17 protein-coding genes and 4 pseudogenes are annotated in these 21,048 nt (G+C 65.1%); 8 read left to right on the forward strand and 13 right to left on the reverse strand.

Annotated features, from left to right (window positions below):
* Positions 1–2: 2 nt before the first annotated feature.
* The 3 genes from BLR05_RS03665 to BLR05_RS03675 all read right to left on the reverse strand — a co-directional run bounded on the left by BLR05_RS03665 (position 3) and on the right by BLR05_RS03675 (position 4,638).
* Positions 3–767 (reverse strand): SDR family NAD(P)-dependent oxidoreductase, encoded by a 765-nt coding sequence (locus BLR05_RS03665; RefSeq protein WP_192883930.1) that lies wholly within the window; start codon positions 765–767, stop codon positions 3–5.
* 2 nt (positions 768–769) lie between these two features.
* Positions 770–3,109, reverse strand: a complete 2,340-nt coding sequence (locus BLR05_RS03670) for a bifunctional salicylyl-CoA 5-hydroxylase/oxidoreductase (RefSeq protein ID WP_092832408.1) — start codon at positions 3,107–3,109, stop codon at positions 770–772.
* Between the two features lie 137 nt (positions 3,110–3,246).
* Entirely contained in the window at positions 3,247–4,638 is a 1,392-nt protein-coding gene (locus tag BLR05_RS03675; RefSeq protein WP_092832410.1) for a hypothetical protein, read from the reverse strand.
* Between the two features lie 256 nt (positions 4,639–4,894).
* Here BLR05_RS03675 and BLR05_RS03680 point away from each other — a divergent pair, with 256 nt between their 5' ends.
* The 3 genes and pseudogenes from BLR05_RS03680 to BLR05_RS25680 form a co-directional block, all read left to right on the forward strand.
* A complete protein-coding gene (locus tag BLR05_RS03680; RefSeq protein ID WP_092832412.1) occupies positions 4,895–5,698 on the forward strand; it encodes an alpha/beta fold hydrolase in 804 nt (267 codons plus the stop codon).
* Positions 5,692–7,215: a sensor histidine kinase gene (locus tag BLR05_RS03685; RefSeq protein WP_092832414.1), complete on the forward strand. Its 1,524-nt coding sequence runs from the start codon at positions 5,692–5,694 to the stop codon at positions 7,213–7,215. Before BLR05_RS03680 ends, BLR05_RS03685 begins: the two co-directional genes overlap by 7 nt.
* A gap of 45 nt (positions 7,216–7,260) precedes the next feature.
* Positions 7,261–7,344 (forward strand): annotated as a pseudogene (locus BLR05_RS25680) (AAA family ATPase); the annotation flags it as partial.
* A gap of 114 nt (positions 7,345–7,458) precedes the next feature.
* Here the strand turns inward: BLR05_RS25680 and BLR05_RS03695 are convergent.
* On the reverse strand, positions 7,459–9,516 hold the full coding sequence (locus BLR05_RS03695; protein ID WP_092832418.1) for an ATP-dependent nuclease: 2,058 nt from the start codon (positions 9,514–9,516) through the stop codon (positions 7,459–7,461).
* A gap of 262 nt (positions 9,517–9,778) precedes the next feature.
* The gene (locus BLR05_RS03700) at positions 9,779–10,951 is read right to left on the reverse strand and encodes a hypothetical protein (RefSeq protein WP_092832420.1); all 1,173 of its coding nucleotides are present in this window, start codon (positions 10,949–10,951) and stop codon (positions 9,779–9,781) included.
* 324 nt (positions 10,952–11,275) lie between these two features.
* Here BLR05_RS03700 and BLR05_RS03705 point away from each other — a divergent pair, with 324 nt between their 5' ends.
* The 5 genes and pseudogenes from BLR05_RS03705 to BLR05_RS26980 all read left to right on the forward strand — a co-directional run.
* On the forward strand, positions 11,276–12,151 hold the full coding sequence (locus tag BLR05_RS03705) for a DUF6402 family protein (protein ID WP_092832421.1): 876 nt from the start codon (positions 11,276–11,278) through the stop codon (positions 12,149–12,151).
* Positions 12,151–12,558: a hypothetical protein gene (locus tag BLR05_RS03710; protein ID WP_092832423.1), complete on the forward strand. Its 408-nt coding sequence runs from the start codon at positions 12,151–12,153 to the stop codon at positions 12,556–12,558. Before BLR05_RS03705 ends, BLR05_RS03710 begins: the two co-directional genes overlap by 1 nt.
* Before the next feature lie 58 nt (positions 12,559–12,616).
* Entirely contained in the window at positions 12,617–13,018 is a 402-nt protein-coding gene (locus tag BLR05_RS03715; RefSeq protein ID WP_092832425.1) for a hypothetical protein, read from the forward strand.
* A gap of 38 nt (positions 13,019–13,056) precedes the next feature.
* Positions 13,057–13,464 (forward strand): hypothetical protein, encoded by a 408-nt coding sequence (locus BLR05_RS03720; protein ID WP_092832426.1) that lies wholly within the window; start codon positions 13,057–13,059, stop codon positions 13,462–13,464.
* A 59-nt stretch (positions 13,465–13,523) separates the two neighbouring features.
* Positions 13,524–13,781, forward strand: a pseudogene (locus BLR05_RS26980) (hypothetical protein); the annotation flags it as partial.
* A 40-nt stretch (positions 13,782–13,821) separates the two neighbouring features.
* Here the strand turns inward: BLR05_RS26980 and BLR05_RS03725 are convergent.
* The 8 genes and pseudogenes from BLR05_RS03725 to BLR05_RS03755 all read right to left on the reverse strand — a co-directional run.
* Positions 13,822–14,901 (reverse strand): annotated as a pseudogene (locus BLR05_RS03725) (aminotransferase class I/II-fold pyridoxal phosphate-dependent enzyme); the annotation flags it as partial.
* Positions 14,902–14,927: 26 nt separating this feature from the next.
* The gene (locus tag BLR05_RS03730) at positions 14,928–15,719 is read right to left on the reverse strand and encodes an SDR family oxidoreductase (protein WP_092832430.1); all 792 of its coding nucleotides are present in this window, start codon (positions 15,717–15,719) and stop codon (positions 14,928–14,930) included.
* Positions 15,716–16,996, reverse strand: a complete 1,281-nt coding sequence (locus BLR05_RS03735; RefSeq protein ID WP_092832432.1) for an aminotransferase class V-fold PLP-dependent enzyme — start codon at positions 16,994–16,996, stop codon at positions 15,716–15,718. The genes BLR05_RS03730 and BLR05_RS03735 overlap by 4 nt, the downstream gene beginning before the upstream one ends.
* Entirely contained in the window at positions 16,996–18,510 is a 1,515-nt protein-coding gene (locus BLR05_RS03740; protein WP_244160034.1) for an NAD(P)/FAD-dependent oxidoreductase, read from the reverse strand. The genes BLR05_RS03735 and BLR05_RS03740 overlap by 1 nt, the downstream gene beginning before the upstream one ends.
* The gene (locus BLR05_RS03745; protein ID WP_244160035.1) at positions 18,507–19,070 is read right to left on the reverse strand and encodes a tryptophan 2,3-dioxygenase family protein; all 564 of its coding nucleotides are present in this window, start codon (positions 19,068–19,070) and stop codon (positions 18,507–18,509) included. The genes BLR05_RS03740 and BLR05_RS03745 overlap by 4 nt, the downstream gene beginning before the upstream one ends.
* Positions 19,060–19,260: a hypothetical protein gene (locus tag BLR05_RS26985; RefSeq protein WP_244160036.1), complete on the reverse strand. Its 201-nt coding sequence runs from the start codon at positions 19,258–19,260 to the stop codon at positions 19,060–19,062. Before BLR05_RS26985 ends, BLR05_RS03745 begins: the two co-directional genes overlap by 11 nt.
* Positions 19,261–19,307: 47 nt before the next feature.
* Entirely contained in the window at positions 19,308–19,841 is a 534-nt protein-coding gene (locus tag BLR05_RS03750; RefSeq protein ID WP_092832433.1) for a VOC family protein, read from the reverse strand.
* Positions 19,842–19,962: 121 nt separating this feature from the next.
* A pseudogene (locus tag BLR05_RS03755) lies at positions 19,963–20,960 on the reverse strand (IS30 family transposase).
* Between the last annotated feature and the right edge of the window lie 88 nt (positions 20,961–21,048).

Consider the following 21,048-nt stretch of genomic DNA (forward strand, 5'->3'; position numbering starts at 1 on the left):
GCTCACATGACCTCGCCACCGCTGACCGAGACGGACTGCCCGTTCACCGACCGCGCGGCATCGGTGCACAGCCAGGCCACCGCATCGGCCACCTCTTCGGGTGCCACCAGCCGGCCCTGCGGATTGGCGCGCACGAAGCCTTCGCGCGCGGCCTCGGCGCTGCGGCCGGTCTTGGCCACGATGCGGTCGATGCTCTCGCGCACGATGTCGGTATCGGTGTAGCCGGGGCACACGGCGTTCACGGTGACGCCCTTCGCGGCCAGTTCCAGCGCCAGCGCCCGCGTGAGGCCGATGACGCCGTGCTTGGCCGCACAGTAGGCCGCCACGTAGGCATAGCCCACCTGCCCCGCCGTGCTTGCCACGTTGACGACGCGGCCCCAGCCGGCCTCCAGCATGTCGGGCAGCGCGGCCTGGGTGCAGACCATGGTGCCGGTCAGGTTCACGTCCAGCATGCGCTGCCACAACCCCGCGTCGGTCTTGAGGAACGGCGCGCTCTCGGCCTGCCCGGCGTTGTTGACCAGCACCTGTACCGGACCGAACCGCTCCCGGGCGGACGCCAGCGCCTGCGCCACCTGCCGCGCATCGGCCACGTCGGCCGCCACGCCGTGCAGGTGCGCCGCATCGGTGGCGGCGAAAGCCTGCGCGGCCCCGGCATCGCGGCCGAGCACCGTCACGTGCAGACCATCGGCCACGAACCGCCGGGCGATGGCGGCCCCGACGCCGCGCGTGCCGCCCGTCACCAGGGCATGCCTTATGGATTGTTCCATCATCACCCCTTCCCGCCCGCGGCCGCCGCCATCGACTTCTCGCGCTCGAAGTGCGCCTCCAGCTGCTGCTTGCCGGAGCGGTACTGCCGCGGCCATTCCACGGCGGTGTAGCCGATGCGCGCGGCTTCGGTGAGGGTCCAGGCCGGGTTGGCCAGGTGCGGCCGCGCGACCGCGCACAGGTCGGCCCGGCCCGCGGCCAGGATGCTGTTGGCGTGGTCCGCCTCGCTGATCGCGCCGACGGCGATGGTGGCGATGCCCGCCTCCTGCCGGATGCGGTCGGCGAACGGCGTCTGGAACATGCGGCCATACACCGGCTTCTCGCGCTTGCTCACCTGGCCCGACGAGCAATCGATCATGTCCGCGCCCACCGCCTTGAACGCCCGGGCGATCTCTACCGCATCCTGCGGCGTGGTGCCGCCCTCCACCCAGTCGTGGGCCGAGATGCGCACCGACAGCGGCTTGTCCTGCGGCCACTCTGCGCGCACGGCGGTGAAGACCTCCAGCGGGTAGCGCAGGAGGTTCTCCAGCGGGCCGCCATATTCGTCATCGCGCTGGTTGGTGAGCGGCGAAAGAAAGCCCGACAGCAGGTAGCCGTGGGCGCAGTGCAACTCCAGCCAGTCCGCGCCCGCGGCATCTGCGGCGCGAGCGGCCTGGGCGAACTGCTCGCGCACGGCATCCATGTCGGCGCGGGTCATCTGCCGCGCGCGCTGGCTCACGCCTTCGAGGTACTGCTGCGGCGATGCGGACACAACGGGCCAGTTGCCTTCGGGCAGCGGCTGGTCGATGCCCTCCCAGGCCCGGCGTGTGGAGGCCTTGGCGCCCGCATGGCCGATCTGGATGCCGAACTTCGCGTCGCTGTTCGCATGGATCCAGTCGGCGATGCGGCGAAAGGCCGCCGTGTGTTCGGGCCGGTACAGGCCCGGGCAGCCCGGGGTGATGCGGCCCTCGGCGCTCACGCAGGCCATCTCGGCGAAGACGAGCCCGGCACCGCCCATGGCGCGCGCGCCCAGGTGCACCAGGTGGTAGTCGCCCACCAGGCCGTCCTCCGCCGAATACTGCGCCATGGGCGAGACCACGATGCGGTTCTTGAGCGCCACCCCGCGCACGGTGAGCGGCGTGAACATGGGCGGCGGAGGCCGGCTGCCGGCCGGCACGTCGATGCCCGCGCGGTGCGCGAACCAGCGCTCGTAGCCCTCCAGCCAGCCCGCATCGCGCAGGCGCAGGTTCTCGTGGCTGATGCGCTGGCTGCGCGTGAGCATGGAGTACATGAACTGCTCGGGTTCCAGCTGGTCGCAGTAGCGGTCGCCACACACCTCGAACCATTCCATCGCGTTCCAGGCAGCGTTCTGGATGCGCAGCGTCTCCACCCGGCGCGCCTCCTGGTAGGCCGCGAGCACGGCAGGGATGTCGTCGCGGCCGCCGCCCAGGCGGCCGAACTGCCGCGCGAGTTCGATCGCATCCTCGATGGCGAGCTTGGTGCCCGAGCCGATCGCGAAATGCGCCGTGTGCACCGCGTCTCCCATCAGCACCACATGGCTGCCGCGGGGGTTGCGCAGCCACCATTGCGCGCAGACCACGCGCTGGAAGTTCAGCCAGGCCGAGCCGCGCAGGTGGCGCGCATTGCTCATCAGGGGCGCACCGCCCAGCGTGTCGGCGAACACGCGCTCGCAGAAGGCGATGGACTCGTCCTGGCCGGCCTCATCCAGCCCGTGGGCCTTCCACACCGCCTCGGGGCACTCCACGATGAAGGTGGTCGTGCGGTCGTCGAACTTGTAGATGTGCGCCTGGAACCAGCCGTGCTCCGTGCGCTGGAAGTCGAACGTGAAGGCATCGAACAGCTTGTGCGTGCCCAGCCAGATGTAGCGGTTGGGCCGCGTGACGATGTCGGGCTGGAACACGTTGGCGTAGCGGCCGCGGATGCGGGAGTTCACCCCGTCGCAGGCCACCACGAGGTCGGCATTGGGATACTCCTCGTCGGAGGCGGCCTCGGTCTCGAACACCAGCTTGACGCCCAGGCGCTCGCAGCGCGCCTGCAGGATGTTGAGCAGCTTCTTGCGCCCGATGCCCACGAAGCCGTGCCCCCCCGAGCGGATCGTGCGGCCCTTGAAGCGCAGCTCGATGTCGTCCCAGTGGTTGAAGGCCTCCTGGATCTCGTCGGCCGTCTCGCGGTCCCAGGCGCGCATGTGGTCCATGGTGGCGTCGGAAAACACCACGCCCCAGCCGAAGGTGTCGTAGGGCTTGTTGCGCTCCACCACGGTGACGTCGTGGGCGGGGTCCTGCTGCTTCATGAGCAGCGCGAAATACAGGCCCGCCGGGCCGCCACCGATGCAAACGATCTTCATGCGCAGGTCTCCAGGGCCGTCCGGGCCTGCAGCAACTTTAGGAACAGATGATTTAGATGTCAACTAATTATGCAGCCATCCCTCCTGGGGAAAACGCGCAGGCCCAGGTCCATGGCCCAGCCCGCGCGCCACCCGCCCTACCGGGGCCGGCCCGCTTCCAGGTCCGGCTCCGCAGCGCCGAAACGGGCCTGTGCCCAGGCCACCAGGCCGGAGGACGACTGCTGCAGGCCCTGGTGGATCGCGCGCGCCACGTAGGCTCCGCCCCGAGCGGCATAGGGAGCGCCCAGCTCGATCGTGCCGGACATCAGCCCCATGATGAGGACCGAGGATGCCCGCTTGCCCGAGAGCATGCCGGCATCCGCCCGGTCCGCCGGGAGCCCCGGGGGCGATCCGGCGCGGTCGATGGATGCATTGGCCGCGAACAGCTCGGAAATGAAGCATCCCACCGTGGCCACCACCGCCACCGGAACGGGAGAAGCCGCGAGCGATTTCACGCCCTCCAGCGCCGCGGAGCCGACGCCCTGCAGCGACTCCTTCCACGGACGCCGGGTCTGGTCGATGACCTCGCCCAGATCCTCGCGCAGCAGCATGCGCGTGTCGTAGGGCACCGCCTGCGAGAGCCTCTGCACGCCGCGCGCTCCGGCGGCCAGCATGCCGCCGAAGCCGTCGAGCAGCGACGCATCGATGCGGTCCGCCCACAGGCGATCCACACTGTGGTCGCCCCGGCCCTCGGCCGCGGCCTGCACGAAAGGCGCCACCACCCGGGGCAGGTTCTTCGCGACGCTGAAACCCGCGGACAGGCCGGCATTGCGGATCTGCTCGGCATGCGGGTCCGGCCTCAGCACGGCGGGCAGGCGCTCCAGCCCGGAAGGGCCGTTGTAGATGCGCGGCGCGATCACCGCATTGCCGACCGCGCTCACCAGCACATCCAGCGCGCCCACGCCCAAGCCGACCACGAACCCCAGCCGCGGCGGGCTCCGCAGCAGGTCCGTGGGCAGCAGCGACACCAGCTTCTCGTTGGCGGCCGTGATCCCGGCCATGTACCCCGCCCCGTTGCTGAACCCGAGCCCCGCGAAGCCGAGCACGGCGTCATGGCGCCAGGCGGTGGAGAGAAAGCGCTGCAGCTTCTCCGGCGTGTCGATGCCCTTGTCCAGCAGGACCCGGGTATTGCGCCGCAGCCGCTGCACGACCTGCGCGTCGCTCGCCCGGGCAGGTTCCAGCTGGGCGTGGACGAGTCCTTCCGCGGCGCGCAGCACGGGCAGGGCCTGCGCCGGCAGCGCGACGGCATCGCTGCCGGCGGCGCGCGCCGGCAGCGCCACCCGCGGCAGGCTGCCGGCGGCAGCCTGCGATGGCGGGAAGGAGTTGACGCGCCGCAGGCGGCGGGTGGGCCCGGCCTCCGGGGCCGGCAGGGAGCCCCGGGGGGCCTCCGGCCCGGGCCCGGCCGCACCGCCGGCCCGATCGAGCGCGGCGGCGGAGGCTGCGGCAGAAGAAGATGAAGGAGGTGCAATGCGCAGGGATGGGGTCTGCATGGTGGGCGAATGAGGGAATGGAGTGCGAAGAACGGCCTCCCGCGCTGTCACGGGATACCTCGGATCGCCCCAATCTACGAACCCCTTCGGGCACTGCGGGCCGCGCCCGCGAAGCAGCGTGGACCGGCGCGAATACCGCCCCACCCGGTTCACCCACGGCAGCGCTGGTCATGCCCCCGGGGGCAACCGGACAGATGTCCCATAATGGTCGCGTCGTACCGAGGCTGGCATCGCCCGGGCATTAACAGGAGTGTGCATGTCGGTCGGGCGCAGAAACAACGTGAAGCTCCAGGGCCAGGGCGCCGGCTGCCTCGTGTTCGCGCACGGCTTCGGCTGCGACCAGAACATGTGGCGCCTGCTGGCGCCGCGCTATGCCTCGCGCTGCCGCACCATCACCTTCGACATGGTGGGCAGCGGCCTGTCCGACCTCGGCGCCTACGATCCCGGCAAATACGCCTCGCTCCACGGCTACGCGGAGGACGTGCTGGAGATCATCGACGAATTCGCGCACGGCCCGGTCGTCTTCGTGGGGCACTCGGTCGGCGCCATGATCGGCCTGCTGGCCGGCATCCACCGCCCCGGAAGGATCGCCGGCCACGTCATGGTCGGCCCGTCCCCCTGCTACATCGACGACGGCGACTACGTGGGCGGTTTCTCCCGCGGGGACATCGACTCCCTGCTCGACACCCTCGACTCCAACTACCTGGGCTGGGCCAGCCAGATGGCCCCCGCCATCATGGGCGCGCCCGACCAACCCGAACTGCGCGAAGAACTCACGGCCAGCTTCTGCCGTACCGATCCGGACATCGCCCGGCAATTCGCGCGCGTCACCTTCCTCTCCGACAACCGGGCCGACCTGCACCGGCTGAAGGAGCCGGCGCTGGTCATCCAGTCCAGCGAGGACATCATCGCACCCCGCCCGGTGGGCGACTACGTGCTCCGCCACCTGCCCCGTGGCACGCTGCGGGTGATCGAGAACGTCGGCCACTGCCCGCACCTCAGCGCACCCGGTGCCTGCAGCGTCGTGATGGACGAATTCCTCGGCTCGATCGGATGGTAGACGCGGAAGACCTCTTCGACCGCATGCCCTGCGGGCTGCTGGTGACCAGCACCTCGGGCCTGATCCTCAAGGTCAACAGGACCCTCTGCGAATGGATGGGCATACCGTCGCACGAACTCGTCAAGCAGAGAAAACTGCAGGAGCTTTTCACCGTCGGCGGCCGCATCTTCCACCAGACCCACTGGCAGCCCATGCTGGAAATGCAGGGGGCCATTTCGGAGGTCAAGCTCGACATCCGCCGCGGCGATGGCAGCACCTTTCCCGCCCTGCTCAACGTCGTCCGCCGCACCACGGGCGAGGATCCCTTCGACGAGGTCGCCGTGATGGTGGCCGAGGAACGCCACAGGTACGAGCACGAACTGCTGGCGGCCCGCAAGCGCGCGGACGAGATGGTGGCCAAGGAGCGGCAGGCCCAGCAGGCCCTGCAGGCGTCCCGTTCGCGCCTTCGGCAGGCCATGCAGTCCGGTGCCATCCACGTCTGGGATCTGGACCCCGCCACCGGCCGGCGGCGCTTCGGCGCCGACGTGGGCGTCCTGCTCGGGCTGAACCCGGACCGGCCCGTGGACGAGGAAGACTTCGTCGCACACGTGGTGCCCGAGGACCGCGCCGCGGAGCGGGCCGCCCTGGAACGCGCACTGCGCACCGGCGAGCCCTACCAGTTCAAGCACCGCATCAACGATGCCAAGGGACACCGCCGCGTGCTAGTCTCCTCCGGCCAGGGATTCCGGGGCGATGACGGCATGCTGACGGAATTCGTGGGCATCTTCAGCGACATCACCGAAGCCGAGCAAGGCCGCGCGCTCGCTGAAGACCGCGCCGTGTTCGCCGAACAGATGATCGGCATCGTCAGCCACGACCTGCGCAACCCGCTCACCACCATCCTCCTGGCCGCCGACCTGCTCACCCGCCAGGCGGCTTCGCCCACGCCCACCCCGCCGGAGACGGCCGCGCGCATGCTCGGCAACATCACCCGCGCCGGGCAGCGCGCCAAGCGCCTCATCTCCGACCTGCTCGATTTCACGGTCGTGCGTCTCGGCGCGGGCCTGAGCGTCTCCCGCCGCCCCGTGGACCTCCACCAGCTCGCGGCCCGGATCATCGAGGAACTCTCGGTGGCTTTCCCCGGCCGCACGATCGAGCATGCCGCCACGGGCGGCGGAGAAATCAGCGCCGACCCGGACCGCATCGCCCAGCTCCTGGGCAACCTCGTGGGCAACGCCATGGCCTACGGCACGCCGGGCAGCACGGTCACCGTCACCACCGCGGTGGAAGGGGGCACCGCCCGCCTAGGCGTGCACAACCACGGCGACCCCATCCCCCGGCATACGCTGGGCCGCCTCTTTCAGCCCATGGTGCGCGGCGTCACCGCGGAAGACAGCTCCGCACGCAGCGTCGGGCTCGGCCTGTTCATCGTGCGTGCGATCGCGCAGGCGCATGGCGGGCAGGTGGTGGTGCAGTCCAGCCACGAGCGCGGCACCGAATTCGCGTTCTCGTTCCCGGCACGGGCCACGGACCCCTAGCCAGCCGGCCGTGCGCCATGGCGCTCTTCCAGGGTTCACGCCAATCTGCTGCACCACGCCCACATCGTGCAGATCAGCGGCGAAACCTACCGATTGAAGGACAACCGCAAGGCCGGACAGACGGCCAGGAGGGTGGCGGCGGGGCATGACCAGCACAAGCCAAAGCAGAAAAGCCCACTTCAAGCAGCTCGTGTGGCTGGAGATTCAGAGCGAAAAGCTCTTTGGTATCGAAGCTCCGCAAGGTCAATCAGAGCCCCCCGGTAGCGCAGAGTCAGCGGCGGACGAAGCAGCAGGAGTCTCAGCCTTTGCTGTTGCCGAAGCAGCAGGTCCCTTGAAGCGGATGTAGTTTCCCTGTCCGTTCGCCTCGGCCCAGTCCTTAATCTGGGTGCTAAGCCAAGTCAGGTAGTCGCCGACGCTCAGTGCGCCGTCAGGAAACGGCTCGTGCTGGTCTGAGCCTCGCAAGTCCGTCATCAGGGTCTGAACGCGCAGCGCCATTGCATCATCTTTGGCCACCGTGAGGTAGGTATTCAGTGGTTTGTCCTTGGACTCCTCCTGACCGCCGAGGAAGCGCTCGAAGTCAGGCACGCTGATCCTGTGCCGGACATTCAGGCCAGCCTCTCTGGCCTTGAGCACGGCCTCACGGATCTTGCCGTTCTCGGTCCACATGCCGTTACGGTGACCGTTCAATTTGTACGGCGGGTCGACATCGTGAACGATTCCGAAGTCGATTTTGAAGTGCGTCATAACCTTAATAAGCGGCACTAGGATGGCCTTTCCCCTGGCGCGGATGACCGTCACCTCGTCCATGAGTCCGTGCCCACGCTCTATGATGGACGACATGAAGGCGGCATGCTCCGTGTCACCCTCGACAAGCACAGGATAGGAGCCGAAGAACACTTCGGAGAAGCTCGGATCAATGTGCTGGAGCGCCTGCAAACGCTGCTTGTCGTCTTCTTGGAACTCAAATTCGATCTCGTCCGAGCGGTAGGTCTTAGGCGCCATCGGCGCGTCGTCGTCTTCGCTCTCGCGTTCGAGGCGAACGATGGTCGTGTGATCCTCGAACGGATTGACGAAGTGCGGCGAATGGGTGGTCATGATGACTTGCCAGTCAGGAAGCTTCGCCAGTTCGTACAGATGGCGCTGCGCGGCCCGTGCGGCCATCGGATGCAGTGCATTCTCCGGCTCATCGATCAGCAACAGGTAACCCGGAAATGCTGGGTCGTCCTCGCTGTCTGGAATGCTGCCATCTTCGTCGTGAGCCTTTAAGCGAGATGTCAGTTCCGCGACGAGTTTGTCGTAGTGCTGCAAATCAGCTTCCTTGGATTTCCCCGCCCCCTTGTCTGACTCCTTCTTGAGCTTCCCCTTGGCCACTTCCAGGTCCTTCTCCAGCCGCCTTCTGTAATCCTGCCGAACCTCGGTGTAACGTGAAAACTCGTTGTGAACCTGGAGCATGGACCAGAAGAGTGCGCGCCGTGCGCCTGTTCCCTGCTGGTGTAGCGACGTCTGCGTCTTTCCATCTTGAACTTTGAGACTTGAGCCCGACTTGAGGAGTTCGGCGAGCTTGGGCACGATCGGACTGGCTGCGACGTTCAGCTTTACGTCCAACCGCGGGAACACTCGCTTGAACCCTTTTGCAACGCGGCCCGAGATTCCGTTGAAGTGCTCTTCGTGTAGGCCGCTGAGTGATTTAACTCGCGTCGTGACGCCTGCAAGGGCCATGGAAAGAGCAGATGCCGGATCTATCCGCTCCTTTTCGAGCCCGGCCAACAGTGGACCAAGCGCTAGGGTAAGAAGCATCTCCTCGGTTTTCGCCGCGTCATCCAGTGAACCGATGCGAAGCGGACGAGGGAGCCTGGAGTTGAACACCGGATCCGCGCCTCCCGCCTTGCCGTCCTCAGCCCAGGCGCCATTGCCATCAGCACCTCCAGACGGATCCCAGGTGGTGCGGATTTTCTGAAACTTGCCGGGTGCCCATTGCCAACGGCTCTTGACGATGAGCAACCCATCCTTAGCCTCCTTCCAACGAGAGTCGACATTGCCAATGCCGTCGGGGATGTGAACCTCCAAAGGCACTTCGGAGGGTTTGTCCGACGGCGCACGTAAGCAGCGGTCCTTGTTCTCGTCAAATTGGACTGAGCCCTTGGCCAGTTCGTAGGCACGCAGGATGGTGGACTTGCCTGCATTATTCTTACCGACCAAGCATACGACGTTGTCCAAAGCAATCGCCACACCGTCTTCACCGATGCATCCGATATTGCGCACTGTGATGCGAACTAACTTGGATCGATTTACCCCCTTCATTTCATCCCCTATTATGTTACTGATGCACAAGCCTAGCAGCAGTGACGGACAAAGACGATAACCACCAGACTACTACCGAGCGTTTTTCCGCCAATTCAGCGGCAATCGCTAGGCCGTGTTTTCGAGAGCTGTTGCTCCGGCTAAAAATTATGGGCGCCTCAGATTAGCCTAAACCCGCTAAGCAATCTACATTGCACAATATGAGCAGAAAATATATGCACTGGCAGCCTCAATTGCATGAGAACAATCGTGCTGTGGATATCTATTGCGGACTAAAGTCCACAGATGTCCTCATTCTCGGCACAGGCACATAAGGCCCCGCATCCGCCTCCACCAGCCGATCCCTCGGCTCGAAAACGCAGTCGAAAAAAGCCCCGGCTTCCACCCAGCTCCTCTTTTCATTCCACATCGTCAGGAACGTCCGGCTCACATCCACCGCGCTGGGACTGATCTGCATGCTGTGCAGGCTCAGCGCATCGGGCGTGTCCGCCTCGTCGTGCAACGCGCTCGACTGCTTCGCATAGCTGCGGAACCGCTCGATCCGGCCAGGCTTGTCGAAACCGGTGTTGCCGCACTGGGCGCCGGTCTCCTGTCCGCGTTCCGCATGGGCCTGCGAAAAGCTGTCCTGCACCATGTGCAGCAAGGCGCCCATGGCGACCTTGTCCAGGTCCTTGCGCACCTCGACGATGCCGGTGGCGAACAGGTTCATGGCCGTGATGTCGCCCGGGAAGTAGCTGGCCAGTTCGGGATGACCGAGATCCCGGATGAAGACGCCTGTCGGCGTCGTCCCGGAAGCCACGCCCCACAGGAACTCGGCCCACATCTTCATGCGGTCCACCGTTTCGCCGGCGGTCTCTCCGTCGTAGGCACCCATCGCATGCATGAACTGCAGGTCTCCGTAGTGGGAGCGGTACAGCAGATAGTCGCCCGGCCCGAAGGCCGGCGCCCTGGTCTGGGACTTGGTCCTGGCCTGCACCCCGGCATCCTGGAACAGGCCCCACCAGCACAGGGGCTGCGATGTGGACCGCAGCGTGACGCGGACATCGCAGCCCTTGAGGCGGGGCGGCGACTTGGCATTCAGCAGGAACGGCGGGTCGTCCGGCCAGCGGACCCCATATAGGAGGATGCGGTGCTCCCGGACCGCATCGATGGTCACGCAATCGTATTCCGATCCCCTGTCGGCACGGCACCCGATGGCCGCCAGGGTGATGGACTCGTGCACCGGAGATTTCATGATGGGGATGGCCGTCCCCACGAACCAATGCCCGACGTAGTCCAGCACCGGGTTACTTCCCAGCGACGAGATCTTGCGGTCCACGTCGCTCACTTTGGGCAGCACCTGGAATGCCGCCGCGCTGGAAGCTGCGAAAAGCGCGGACAGAGCCACGGCCATGGCGCCGTGGCGGCAGCGCGCCCATGCCTTGAACTGGTTCATCGGGACCCCTCCCATTGGTTTTCTTATGACGGGCTGAGTAGCCCTTTGTGAAAACTATTGCCGTATTCGCGGCGATTTGCAACCCCGTTTTTACGCGTACGGTGAAAAAAACCTGGTTGGGCGGCGATCCAGCAGGTGACGAACCTTGGCTGCACGCACGGGGCCGCAGACCGCAGTGGTGCGCCGCCCCATCCCTGCGGGGGGCGACGTAGGTCAGCGCGGCAGTTGCGCTTGGTAACCATACCGCAACCCCACTTTTGTGGCACCCGCAGATGTTTGCCTCCAGAATCCGGCCCGAAGAAAAACAGCAGAGGGAAGGGACATATGAACGGCATCGTCCATGTCGATACAGAGCGCCTGTGCGCGGATTTGGAAGACAAGCTGCCACCGAAGGTGCGGCGGTTCCGGCTGGATGACATTCCAGGCGTGATGCGCTCGCGCCTGGGGTGGCCGGTGGCGGCGGCATTGATGGAGCGGTGGTTCAGGGGCCCGGCGTTCGAGATGCCAGACACCATCAAAAGTAGACAGCGCCAACTAGTCAATTTGAATTCCGCGCAATTGGACGAAGACACCGTCACCATGCAGTGGGCATTGGGCTTTGCCCGGGTGCAGGCTGCGATGGCGCTGTTGCAGGCGCAATGGAATAGCCCTGCCGGAATCGCGCAGTTACAAGAGCGGATCAAACAGCAGTCGATGCGGCAGGCCGAGCCTTGGCGGTTTGGAAACCTGAACCAGCCAGCCAAAGCCTTGGACGAAAACTACCAAGTGAATTTCTTGAATGTTGGCCGACTTGGCGATCCCATGGATGACTTCTACGGCGCCATGGGCGAGGCGACGCTCAAGATCGCGGTGTCGGGCGTGGTGACGCCCAAGGAGGCTGGAAAGGCCATCATCTCAGTCGATGAGTTGGCCTTCTACCTGCGCGATTCCTATGATTTCAACGATGATTCCTTCCTGTCGCAGCCGCTGGGCTTCTGGGGACCCGGTGGTGTGAAGCGGACACCCAGGTCCACCTTGGCTATCCCTCTCTCGGAACAATGGATGCATGCCAAAGCGCCCGAAGCGGACCGCCAGAGCTATCTGGTGCAGAACCAGCATTTCAGGCAATGGCGCGCTCTGTACGGGCGAGGTGGGGATTTCATGATCGTCTCCGACGTGCACCGCGTGCGCCTTCCCTTTCCGATCAAGCTGGAGTGGTAATGAAGCTTTCCGCCCTCAAGAAAGTGCCCTGCATCGTCTGGTGCCTCGGCCTGAATGCGTTGTTCCTGGCGGGTTGGGCTCTGGCGACGCCGACATTCGTCGATGCGGAAAACAGCCCTCATCGGGTGTACCGCCTGGAGTTCCACAAAGCCTCTTTCCTGCAGCGCATCACCCATCCGCGCTTCAAAATGCCTTATGTGGTCCGGCTGTATCGCATCGAGCCCAAGACCTTGCTGGGCCAGAGTGAAGTGGTCGATCTCTGGCTGAACGGCGAAATCCACTGGTACTTGGACCCGCCGGTTGACATGAACCGCGTACGTGTCGGTCGCGATGTGCTCTTCGAAAGCATCCCGCCGGAATGCACGAAAGAGGCGCAGATACCGAGTTGCCCCAATACCAAGCCTTGAAGATTGCTCCCCATATGCGCCACCTGCGCTGTCCCCTCACGATCCCACTGGGCTGGCAATGAAGCTGCCCGATCTCAAGAACGTGCCCTGCATCGTCTGGTGTCTCGCGTTGAATGCTTGCGTGGTACTGGGCTGGTATGTGACCAAGCCGACGCTCTTCAACAGCTACAACAGCCCCCATTATGTTTATCGACTGGAGCTCTACCACGCCTCTCTGTGGCAGCGCATCACGCATTACGACCAGAAGGCACCTTTCATCGTCCGGCTGCATCGGGTCGATCCCAAGGAGCTGCTGGGAGAAAGCCAGGTGGTCGATCTTTGGAGCGGGATCGATATCGATTGGCAACTCGATCCGCCCGTACAAGCCAACAAGGTCTATGTGGGCAGGGATGTCATCTTCAAAAACATCCCGTCGGAATGCACGGAAGCGGCACAGATACCAGGTTGCCCCAGGCCCTGAAGATCGCTCCCGACGGCACTACATCGCACGCACCGGCAATGAAACTTTCCAATCTCAAGAACGTGCCCTGCATCGTCTGGTGCCTCGGCCTGAACGCGTTGTTACTAGCGGGATGGGCTCTGGCAACGCCGACCTTCGCAGATGCCGAAAACAGCCCGCACCGGGTGTATCGCCTGGAGTTCCACAAAGCCTCTTTCCTGCAGCGCATCACGCACCCGAGCTTCAAGATGCCCTATGTGGTGCGGTTGTATCGCATCGAGCCCAAGACCTTGCTGGGCCAGAGTGAAGTGGTCGATCTCTGGCTGAACGGCGAAATCCAGTGGTACTTGGATCCGCCCGTAGAACTGAACCGAGTACACGTAGGCCAGGATGTCACCTTCGAGAACATTCCACCGGAATGCACGAAAGAGGCGCAGATACCAGGCTGCCCTGATACCAAGCCCTGAATATTGCGCCCAGGTATGCACCACGTGAGCTATCCACTCCTGATCCCAGTGCAGTGGCGATGAAACTGTCCAACCTCAAGAAAGTGCCCTGCATCGTCTGGTGCCTGGCGTTGAATGCCTGCGTGGTACTGGGCTGGCATGCGACCACGCCAACGCTTTTCATGGCCTACAACAGTCCCCATTCCGTCTATCGACTGGAAGTTCACCGTGCATCGCCATGGCAGCGCATCGTGCATCAAGACCAGTAGGCCCCGGCCATCGTCCGCCTGTACCGGGTTGATTCCAAGGAACTGCTGGGTGAAAGCAAGGGGGTCGATTGAAGTCGGCCAGCAAGTCCGCCATCTGCTCGAGACCGCGCTCGAGCTCCTGGAACGACACTCCGCCGGCGCCAAGCCGTATATGCTGCGGACAAGCATAGGCCGAGCCCGACATGACGAACGTGTTGTACGGTGGCGCAAGAAGCTTCGCAGCGAAGGCGTCTGCCGACATCGGCAGATCGAGGTACGCCAGCCCGAGCAGCCCCGCAGCGGGCCGATGCCAACGGAGCTCGGGTCGGCCCTGCACGAATCGGTCGAGCAACTCGATACGTTGCATGCCAGTGGCGCGGGAACGTTCGACCGCTGGGGCGAACCGCTCGGGCCGCAGGGCGATATCCGCGATGTGTTCCCCCATCACGTTCATGATCTCGCTCGTGTTCTCCCTCAGGGCCATGGCTTTCGAGATGAGTAGCCGGTCCCGCGTCACCATCCACCCAGTGCGCAGGCCCTGCAGGCCCAGCAGCTTCGAGACGCTGCCCGTGCTCACGCCCCGCTCATACAAGGTGGCCATGCGCGGCGTTTCCATTCCCGTCCACTCGAGGCCGCGATAGACCTCGTCGGACACGATGTACGCCCCCACGTGATCGGCTGCCGCGATGATCCGGTCGAGGGTCTCGCCGCTTTCCACACGGCCCGTGGGATTGTTCGGGTTGCAAAGGAAGATGACCTTGGTCCGGGGTGTCACCAGTTCTTCGAGCCGCTCGATGTCAAGCGCCCAACCTGCGGCCTCCGATCGTGGAAGGGGCTTCACCACTGCGCCGATCTGCGCAGCGAGAACGAGCGGCTGCTGCCATCCCGGAACGTCGATGACGAGTTCATCCCCCGGGCCCAGCAATTGGGTGAGAGCAAGATAGTTGGCCTCCTGCGCTCCTGCCGTGATCAGAACGTCGTCCACGCCGCAGGCGGACCGATAGCCATAGCGGTCGAGGACCTTCTCGCGCAGGCACGGCAGCCCCTGGTAGTCCTGGGCAGACCAGTCGAGCGGCAGGGAGGGATCGAGGTCGGGCAGGAAATCCTGCAGGGATGGAGAGGGAGACAGGGAGAACGTGACGCACGCTTGCGGCTTGGCGCGGTGCGCCGTGAGCCATTGCTCCCAGAAACTGTTGGATGGTACGGGCATGCCGGTGTTGACTTTCGTTTTTTCTTTTATGCCATGACGGTCGGGCAGACGCCCAGACCGAGGGATGCGTCGATGACGGCGCCGCGCAGGATACGGGCCTCGTCCCGACAGAGGTAGAAGCAGAGTTCAGCGATCTCGCGCGGCTCGATGAGCCGGCGTCCCGGAAGGGAAGCCTCCAGTGCCTTGCGTTGCTCGGGCGAAAGCCCCTGCAGGGTACTGGCCTGGAACATGGGCGTGTCGGTCGCCCCAGGACACACGGTGAAGACGTCGATTCCTGTGCAGGCGAGCGTGGCGGCGAATTGCCGGCCCAGGAACGCCACGGCGGCCTTGCTCATGCCGTCCGCCGCCCGGAAGCGGGGGAAATGGGTGATGCCCCCATCCACCGAACTCATGAACAGTATCTTTCCCCATCCCCGGGCCTGCATGCCCGCCAGGAGATCGTCGGTCAACCACAGCGGCCCCAGCGCATTGACCCGAAAAAACGCTTCATCCTGCCCTTTGTATGTCGCGGCGGCGCGCTCCACCGTCTTCGTTCCGACGCCGGCGTTGTGGATCACGATGTCCACGGGGCCGTCGAGCGACAGCATGAACTGCTCATGGCTGCGGGGATCTCCGACGTCCAGCGCAAGCGCCTGCACCATGCGGTCGCTGAACTGTTCCTTGAGCTCCTGCGCGCGCCGATGGCTGTCCTCTCCGGGCCGGTAGGTGAACGTCACATGGTCGGAGGCAGCGGAAAAGGTTCGGATCAGTTCGATACCGATCCCCCCGCAGCCCCCCGTGATGAGGACGCGTCGAGAGTCTTCTCGGCTTGGTGTCATGGTTTTTTGCTCCCTGTGTTGGCGGTGCCCGTCGCCTCCGCGATCGGCGATGGCGAGGCCATGGTGCTTCGCAGCGCAGCAACCAATTGATTGAAATCGTCGGTGGTGTTGTAGATCTGTGCCGAGGCACGGAGCACCCGGCCGCGGTCTGCCGGCCAGGCCGTCACGGCGACGTCCACGCCATGCAGATCGCAGAGCTGCCGCTGCAGCGAGGCGGCCGCATCGGACCCCGCCGCCTCCAGGGCATCCGGGAGCTGGTAGGCCACCATGCTGCCGAGCATGGCATCGGGCGCCAGACGCTTGATCGGCAGGCCCGCCATGGCAAGGTGTGATGCTCCCTTCAGGGCAAGGCGACGGTTCCGGTCCATGAGGGCAGGCATGCCTCCACGCATCAAGCCGTCCAGAAAGCGGATGGCATCGGGAATGCAGAGCAGCGCCGTGGGATCGTTGGTGCCGAGCCAGTCGAATTCCCAATGGAGGCGCGGCCGGCTGGCATCGGCCATGCCGTAGCCGCGGCTAATCACGGGTGGGTGCAGGTCGGCCTGGCGGTCCCTACGCACATGGAGAAAGCCCGCGCCCCGGGGACTGCACAGCCATTTGTGGCAGTTCCCCGCGTAGTACGCTGCGCCGATGGCCTGGACATCGAGCGGCAGCATGCCGGGCGTGTGGGCGCCATCGACGAGCGTATCGATGCCTCGGACGGCCAGCCGCTCGACCAGTGCCTCGATCGGGAACACGATTCCGGTCGGGCTGGTGACATGGTCCAGCACGGCAAGCCGCGTGAGTGGAGTAGCCCGGCCGACCACCGCGTCCACGACGGCATCCGGGCCCGACACCGGCACTTCGACGGACGCGACGACGATGCGTGCGCCCGTCTTGCGCGCCACGAAGTCAAGCAGATTCATGCACGAGAGGTACGCATGATCGGTGGTGAGAATCTCGTCGCCCGGAGCGAGCGGTATGGACAGCAGTACCGCGCTCAGCGCCGTCGTGACGTTGGGCAGCAGCACCAAGTCCGCCGGATCGGCCGATACAAACTGCGCCAGCGCCTGCCGCGCCGCATCGAGCAGGCCCTGGAATTCACGAAGGATGAATGCCGATGGCAGGCGCTCCATGCGCTCCCGGAGTTCGGACTGGCGCTCCAGCACCTCGCGAGGGCAGGCGCCGAGCATTCCATGATTGAGACAGACCACATCGGGATCGAGCAAGAAGCGCTCGCGATGGCCATCCTCACGGACAGGGAGATCCTTCCGTGGCAAAGGCTTGCTGTCGACCATCACGAAACACCTCCCCAACTCGTCGCTTGCGCAGGCGCGCCCGGACGCCGGGCGACCAGCGCCAGCAGATCGTTCCTGGAGGGGCCGGCCTGCGGACCGGACGGCCGCTGTGCCAGCGCACGGCGTGCTCGATCGAGCACGTCGGCGCGGGTAAAAACCGCATCGGGCGCGTCCAGCATTCCGGACCGTCTGGCCAGCGCGTGCCAAACCACGTCGTCGTGCGCTGCAGCGGCCGTGAGCTGCTGCAGCGTGGGGCCATCGCCCGGCCGGGAGTGGCCGGCAACGCCAGCCCACTGGGCGTTACGCACACGGTCCTGCGCGACGCTGTCCTCGAACCATGGGCGCAGCACGGCTTCGCCGATGGCGTCTGCGCCCATGGCAAGGCGGTACAGATCGCCCGTACCCTGAGCGCACACCATGTCCGCCACGGCGAAGGCGTGGCGAGCCGCCAGCGACATTCCACGGGTGTAAGTCGGATTGGTGGCACACACCGCATCCCCGGCACCGATCACGCCCAGTGCCACGGGCCTGCCGTCCACGACGTAGCGACGGTAATGGTTCTCGCATCCGGGCCATCGCAGGACTGGAGACAGCGGCACGCATACGCCCGGCTCGAGCCAGGGCGACATGCCCGGGTGCAGCCCCGCGGCGGCCGTGAAGGCCGCTTCGTCGAGCAGCGCATGCTGCAGCGCATCGCCCTGGGGAACCATCAGCGTGACCGACAGATAGCCATTGTCTGCAGGACAGGCGATGCATCCGCTGGCCGCTCCATAGCCCCCTGCGGAAAAACCTGCATTGAGACGGATGCCCGGACGGCGTGCCAAGCGGTACCAGCGCGTCAAATAGGCAAGCCCGCAGCTCTCGGCCGCTCCTTGCGGCCCCGGGGACCCGAGGCCTTCCAGCCATGTCCCGAAATGGGAGGCACGGCCGAGGGCATCGATGGTCAGGTCGGCCCGGACATCGCCATGCGCAGTCCGAACGCCTTCCACCACGGGTATCCCGTTCGGTGCGCCGATCAGCCCGGTCACTGCGCCGGATGGCCGAACCTGAATGCGCCGCTCGGAAAGTGCCACATCCCGCAGGATGCTCTCAAAGAGGGAGCGACGCACCGCAAGGCCGAACAGCTCGGCATCGTCGTGCCGGGGCGTGGCGCCGTCCTGCAGGAGCCGACCGCCGAAAGGCATCTCGATGGCGCCTGCGGCCAGGAGCGACTCCCAGAGATCCGGGACATGCTCCCGCAGCACCCTGCGACCGAGGGCCGCGCAGGCGTGGGTATGGCGTGCCTGGGGCGTACCCTTGCGCCATTCCTCCCCGAACGGCGTGTCCCCGGCCGGCGAATCGTGGTGCGAAACCTCGAGGGCTCCAGCGTCACGGTCCAGGATGACGACGTCCGCCCCCCTGCGCGCGAAAGCCAGGGCGCTCAAGAGTCCGGCAACGCCCGCGCCCACCACCGCCACCCGCGTGCCTTCCAGCGGCGATCCGCTAACCGCCTCGGCGTGCGCAGGCCCCCTCATGGCGACATCTCCTCCGCGGAGACGCCGTGGTCGGCGAATGCCTCGAGGTCCGGCAGGCCCGACGGGCGCAGCAGCAGGGACCGGACCGTCCACAGGTCGGAAAACACGCGATAGCGCAACGCAGTCTGGTCCAGATAGTCCACCCCCGAGGAGCCTCCCGTACCGGGACGCCTGCCGATCATCCGCTCGACCATCCGCGCGTGGCGCTGCCGCCAGACGAGCATGGCCTGCTCCACTTCGATGGTGCTTTCGAGCAGCTGCCATGCCCACATGCAGTGCGGCAACTGCTCCCGGTAGCTCTCGATGAAGACCATGGCTGCCCGTGCGGAGCGCCGCTCCCGCCGGGTGAGCGCACTGGCCAGCGGGTCATCCTCCGCCAGCAGGAAAGCCTCTGTCTGGGCGCATTCCGACGCGAACTTGCTCTTCAGCCGCTCCTCCAGGGCCGGAGCCCTGTCGATCGCTGCCTGCAATCTGCGCCGGCTCTCGTTGCGCCACTTCTCCATATAGGCGTGGAGAAACCGGTCCGCCGCGCCAGGCCCGGCCGCACCGTCAAACGGCATACCCGCCAGCCACCCTTGCAAACAATGCCTGACGCTGAGGATGATCTTGAACCAGAGTTCGTGAACCTGATGAACGACAATAAAAAAATATCTCGTCATTGGCCAGACCTTCATCCCTTTCGTCAAGGCCACCCTGCAATGCGAGCAATTCCTCAACCTTGATGTAATCCCAATAATTGACTTGCACCATGGATTCTCCAATACAAGCAGCCGTTGATTGATCCAGCAAGAAGTCGGTTATCGCGCCTCAACGCGGGCAGGTGTATTTGCTTCCTGGAGCTCTTTCTTCATTTCGATCCACTTGGCTAGATTGGCTGGTGCCGCTTCCTCCCACTGCTGCCAGGCCGCCGTCTGGGGCACCTCCGGCTTGACGAGCAGTTCCATGCGGTGGCCGCTGGGATCGTTGAAGTACCACGAACGCGCCAGTTCCCCATGGACCACCGGCCCCTCAACCTGCACGCCGAGAGCGCGGAGCCGTGCGCTGATCTCTTCCGCCCGGGCTTCGTCGCGCACCTCGAGCGCCAGGTGTTGCGCCCAGTCCCGCTCCACGGGGACCACGGGATCCGAGCTTCCGAGCACCTCGAAAAAGCAGATATAGCTGCCATCCTCCATCTCGAAGAAAACATTGTTGTTTCTTGCCTTGAGACCTGTGGATGGCACGTGATCGATGAGCGAGGCGGCGAATTTCATTCCGAGCCCCCGGGTATAGAAATCGACCGTCTCCCCCGCGTCCCTGCAGCGGTATGCGGCATGGTGAAGTTTTTTCAGCATGGTTTTTTCCGAATTGTGTAGATCAGACACATCAAAAATCACTCGCATGCGCTCATAATGATTAAAATCCAGCGGTCTCAAACCTGAAGTGCAGCACCTCGATTGAGATGGATTTCCCGTCTCAGTAAATGGTGGCGTCCTGCTGCTGCGCAATGGCTTGCATGCACTGCTGAAACGCTTGATAGAAAGATCGCCATCCCAGGGTCTCGCGAGGGCGGTTGTTCATGAGGTCGGCAATCGAATCGAACGCAGCCTGATCGTGGATGCCCAAGTCGGCCCCCTTGGGCAGGAACTGGCGCAGCAGCGCGTTGGTGTTCTCGCAGCTGCCGCGCTGCCATGGGCTGTGTGGATCGCAGAAGTACACGCGCACGCCCGTGGCCTGCGCGAGTTCGCGATGGCGGGCCATCTCCTTGCCCTGATCGTAGGTGAGCGCCTGGCGCAGGGGCCGGGCCATCTGGTTGAGCTTGGCCGTGAAGGCCGCCAGGGCCGATCCTGCGGTGGCATCGGGCATGCGGCACAGCAGCACCAGACGCGTGCTGCGCTCGACCAGTACGGCGCCCTTGATGAGGTCGCCCTCCCAGTGCCCGGGCATGAGCCGGTCGTCGGCCTGGGGGGTACATGAATGCTGACCATGTCGGGGATCTGTCCGCGCCGGTCCTGGCCGGCGGAGCGGGGGCGGCGCCCGCTGCGGCCCTGGCGCAGCAAGGCGAGCAACTGCTTCTTCAGCTCCCCGCGGGGATAGGCGTAGATGGCGTTGTAGATCGTTTCGTGGGACACGCTCTGGCGTGGGTCATCGGGATGCATGCGCTGCAGTGTGCGGGCGATCTGCTGGGGAGACCAGCGCCAGAGCAGAAGATCGCAGACCGTGCGCCAGAGGCGGCCGTGCGGATGCACCTTGGGGGCAGAACGCACTGCGTCGCGGCGGGCCTGGCAGGCTGCCTGGGCGGACCGCAAGGCATCGCCATCGCGAGGGGTGCTGTTGCGTTCCAAGTCCCGGCACACGGTGCTGGGGCTGCGCCCGAGCAGACGAGCGATGGATCGCCTGCCCCATCCTTGCTGGACCAGCGAGGCCAGTGTGAGGCGTTCTTCGGGCTGCAAGTGCGTGTATCGCGAAGTCATCTGTGCAAGTTCCCTGAGGTTCGGATGTTGCACTTCAGGTTTGAGACCGCCTCACCAAGGCATGCGCATTACGGCCCGAATTATCCAC

The sequence above is a fragment of the Paracidovorax cattleyae genome (genome assembly GCF_900104515.1).
GTDB classification, from domain to species: domain Bacteria; phylum Pseudomonadota; class Gammaproteobacteria; order Burkholderiales; family Burkholderiaceae_C; genus Paracidovorax; species Paracidovorax cattleyae.

Coding starts and splice junctions, on each gene's coding strand:
- BLR05_RS03665 (WP_192883930.1), bottom strand. CDS start 767: ATGGAACAATCCATAAGGCATGCCCTGGTGACGGGCGGCACGCGCGGC.
- BLR05_RS03670 (WP_092832408.1), bottom strand. CDS start 3,109: ATGAAGATCGTTTGCATCGGTGGCGGCCCGGCGGGCCTGTATTTCGCG.
- BLR05_RS03675 (WP_092832410.1), bottom strand. CDS start 4,638: ATGCAGACCCCATCCCTGCGCATTGCACCTCCTTCATCTTCTTCTGCC.
- BLR05_RS03680 (WP_092832412.1), top strand. CDS start 4,895: ATGTCGGTCGGGCGCAGAAACAACGTGAAGCTCCAGGGCCAGGGCGCC.
- BLR05_RS03685 (WP_092832414.1), top strand. CDS start 5,692: ATGGTAGACGCGGAAGACCTCTTCGACCGCATGCCCTGCGGGCTGCTG.
- BLR05_RS03695 (WP_092832418.1), bottom strand. CDS start 9,516: ATGAAGGGGGTAAATCGATCCAAGTTAGTTCGCATCACAGTGCGCAAT.
- BLR05_RS03700 (WP_092832420.1), bottom strand. CDS start 10,951: ATGAACCAGTTCAAGGCATGGGCGCGCTGCCGCCACGGCGCCATGGCC.
- BLR05_RS03705 (WP_092832421.1), top strand. CDS start 11,276: ATGAACGGCATCGTCCATGTCGATACAGAGCGCCTGTGCGCGGATTTG.
- BLR05_RS03710 (WP_092832423.1), top strand. CDS start 12,151: ATGAAGCTTTCCGCCCTCAAGAAAGTGCCCTGCATCGTCTGGTGCCTC.
- BLR05_RS03715 (WP_092832425.1), top strand. CDS start 12,617: ATGAAGCTGCCCGATCTCAAGAACGTGCCCTGCATCGTCTGGTGTCTC.
- BLR05_RS03720 (WP_092832426.1), top strand. CDS start 13,057: ATGAAACTTTCCAATCTCAAGAACGTGCCCTGCATCGTCTGGTGCCTC.
- BLR05_RS03730 (WP_092832430.1), bottom strand. CDS start 15,719: ATGACACCAAGCCGAGAAGACTCTCGACGCGTCCTCATCACGGGGGGC.
- BLR05_RS03735 (WP_092832432.1), bottom strand. CDS start 16,996: ATGGTCGACAGCAAGCCTTTGCCACGGAAGGATCTCCCTGTCCGTGAG.
- BLR05_RS03740 (WP_244160034.1), bottom strand. CDS start 18,510: ATGAGGGGGCCTGCGCACGCCGAGGCGGTTAGCGGATCGCCGCTGGAA.
- BLR05_RS03745 (WP_244160035.1), bottom strand. CDS start 19,070: ATGCCGTTTGACGGTGCGGCCGGGCCTGGCGCGGCGGACCGGTTTCTC.
- BLR05_RS26985 (WP_244160036.1), bottom strand. CDS start 19,260: ATGGTGCAAGTCAATTATTGGGATTACATCAAGGTTGAGGAATTGCTC.
- BLR05_RS03750 (WP_092832433.1), bottom strand. CDS start 19,841: ATGCTGAAAAAACTTCACCATGCCGCATACCGCTGCAGGGACGCGGGG.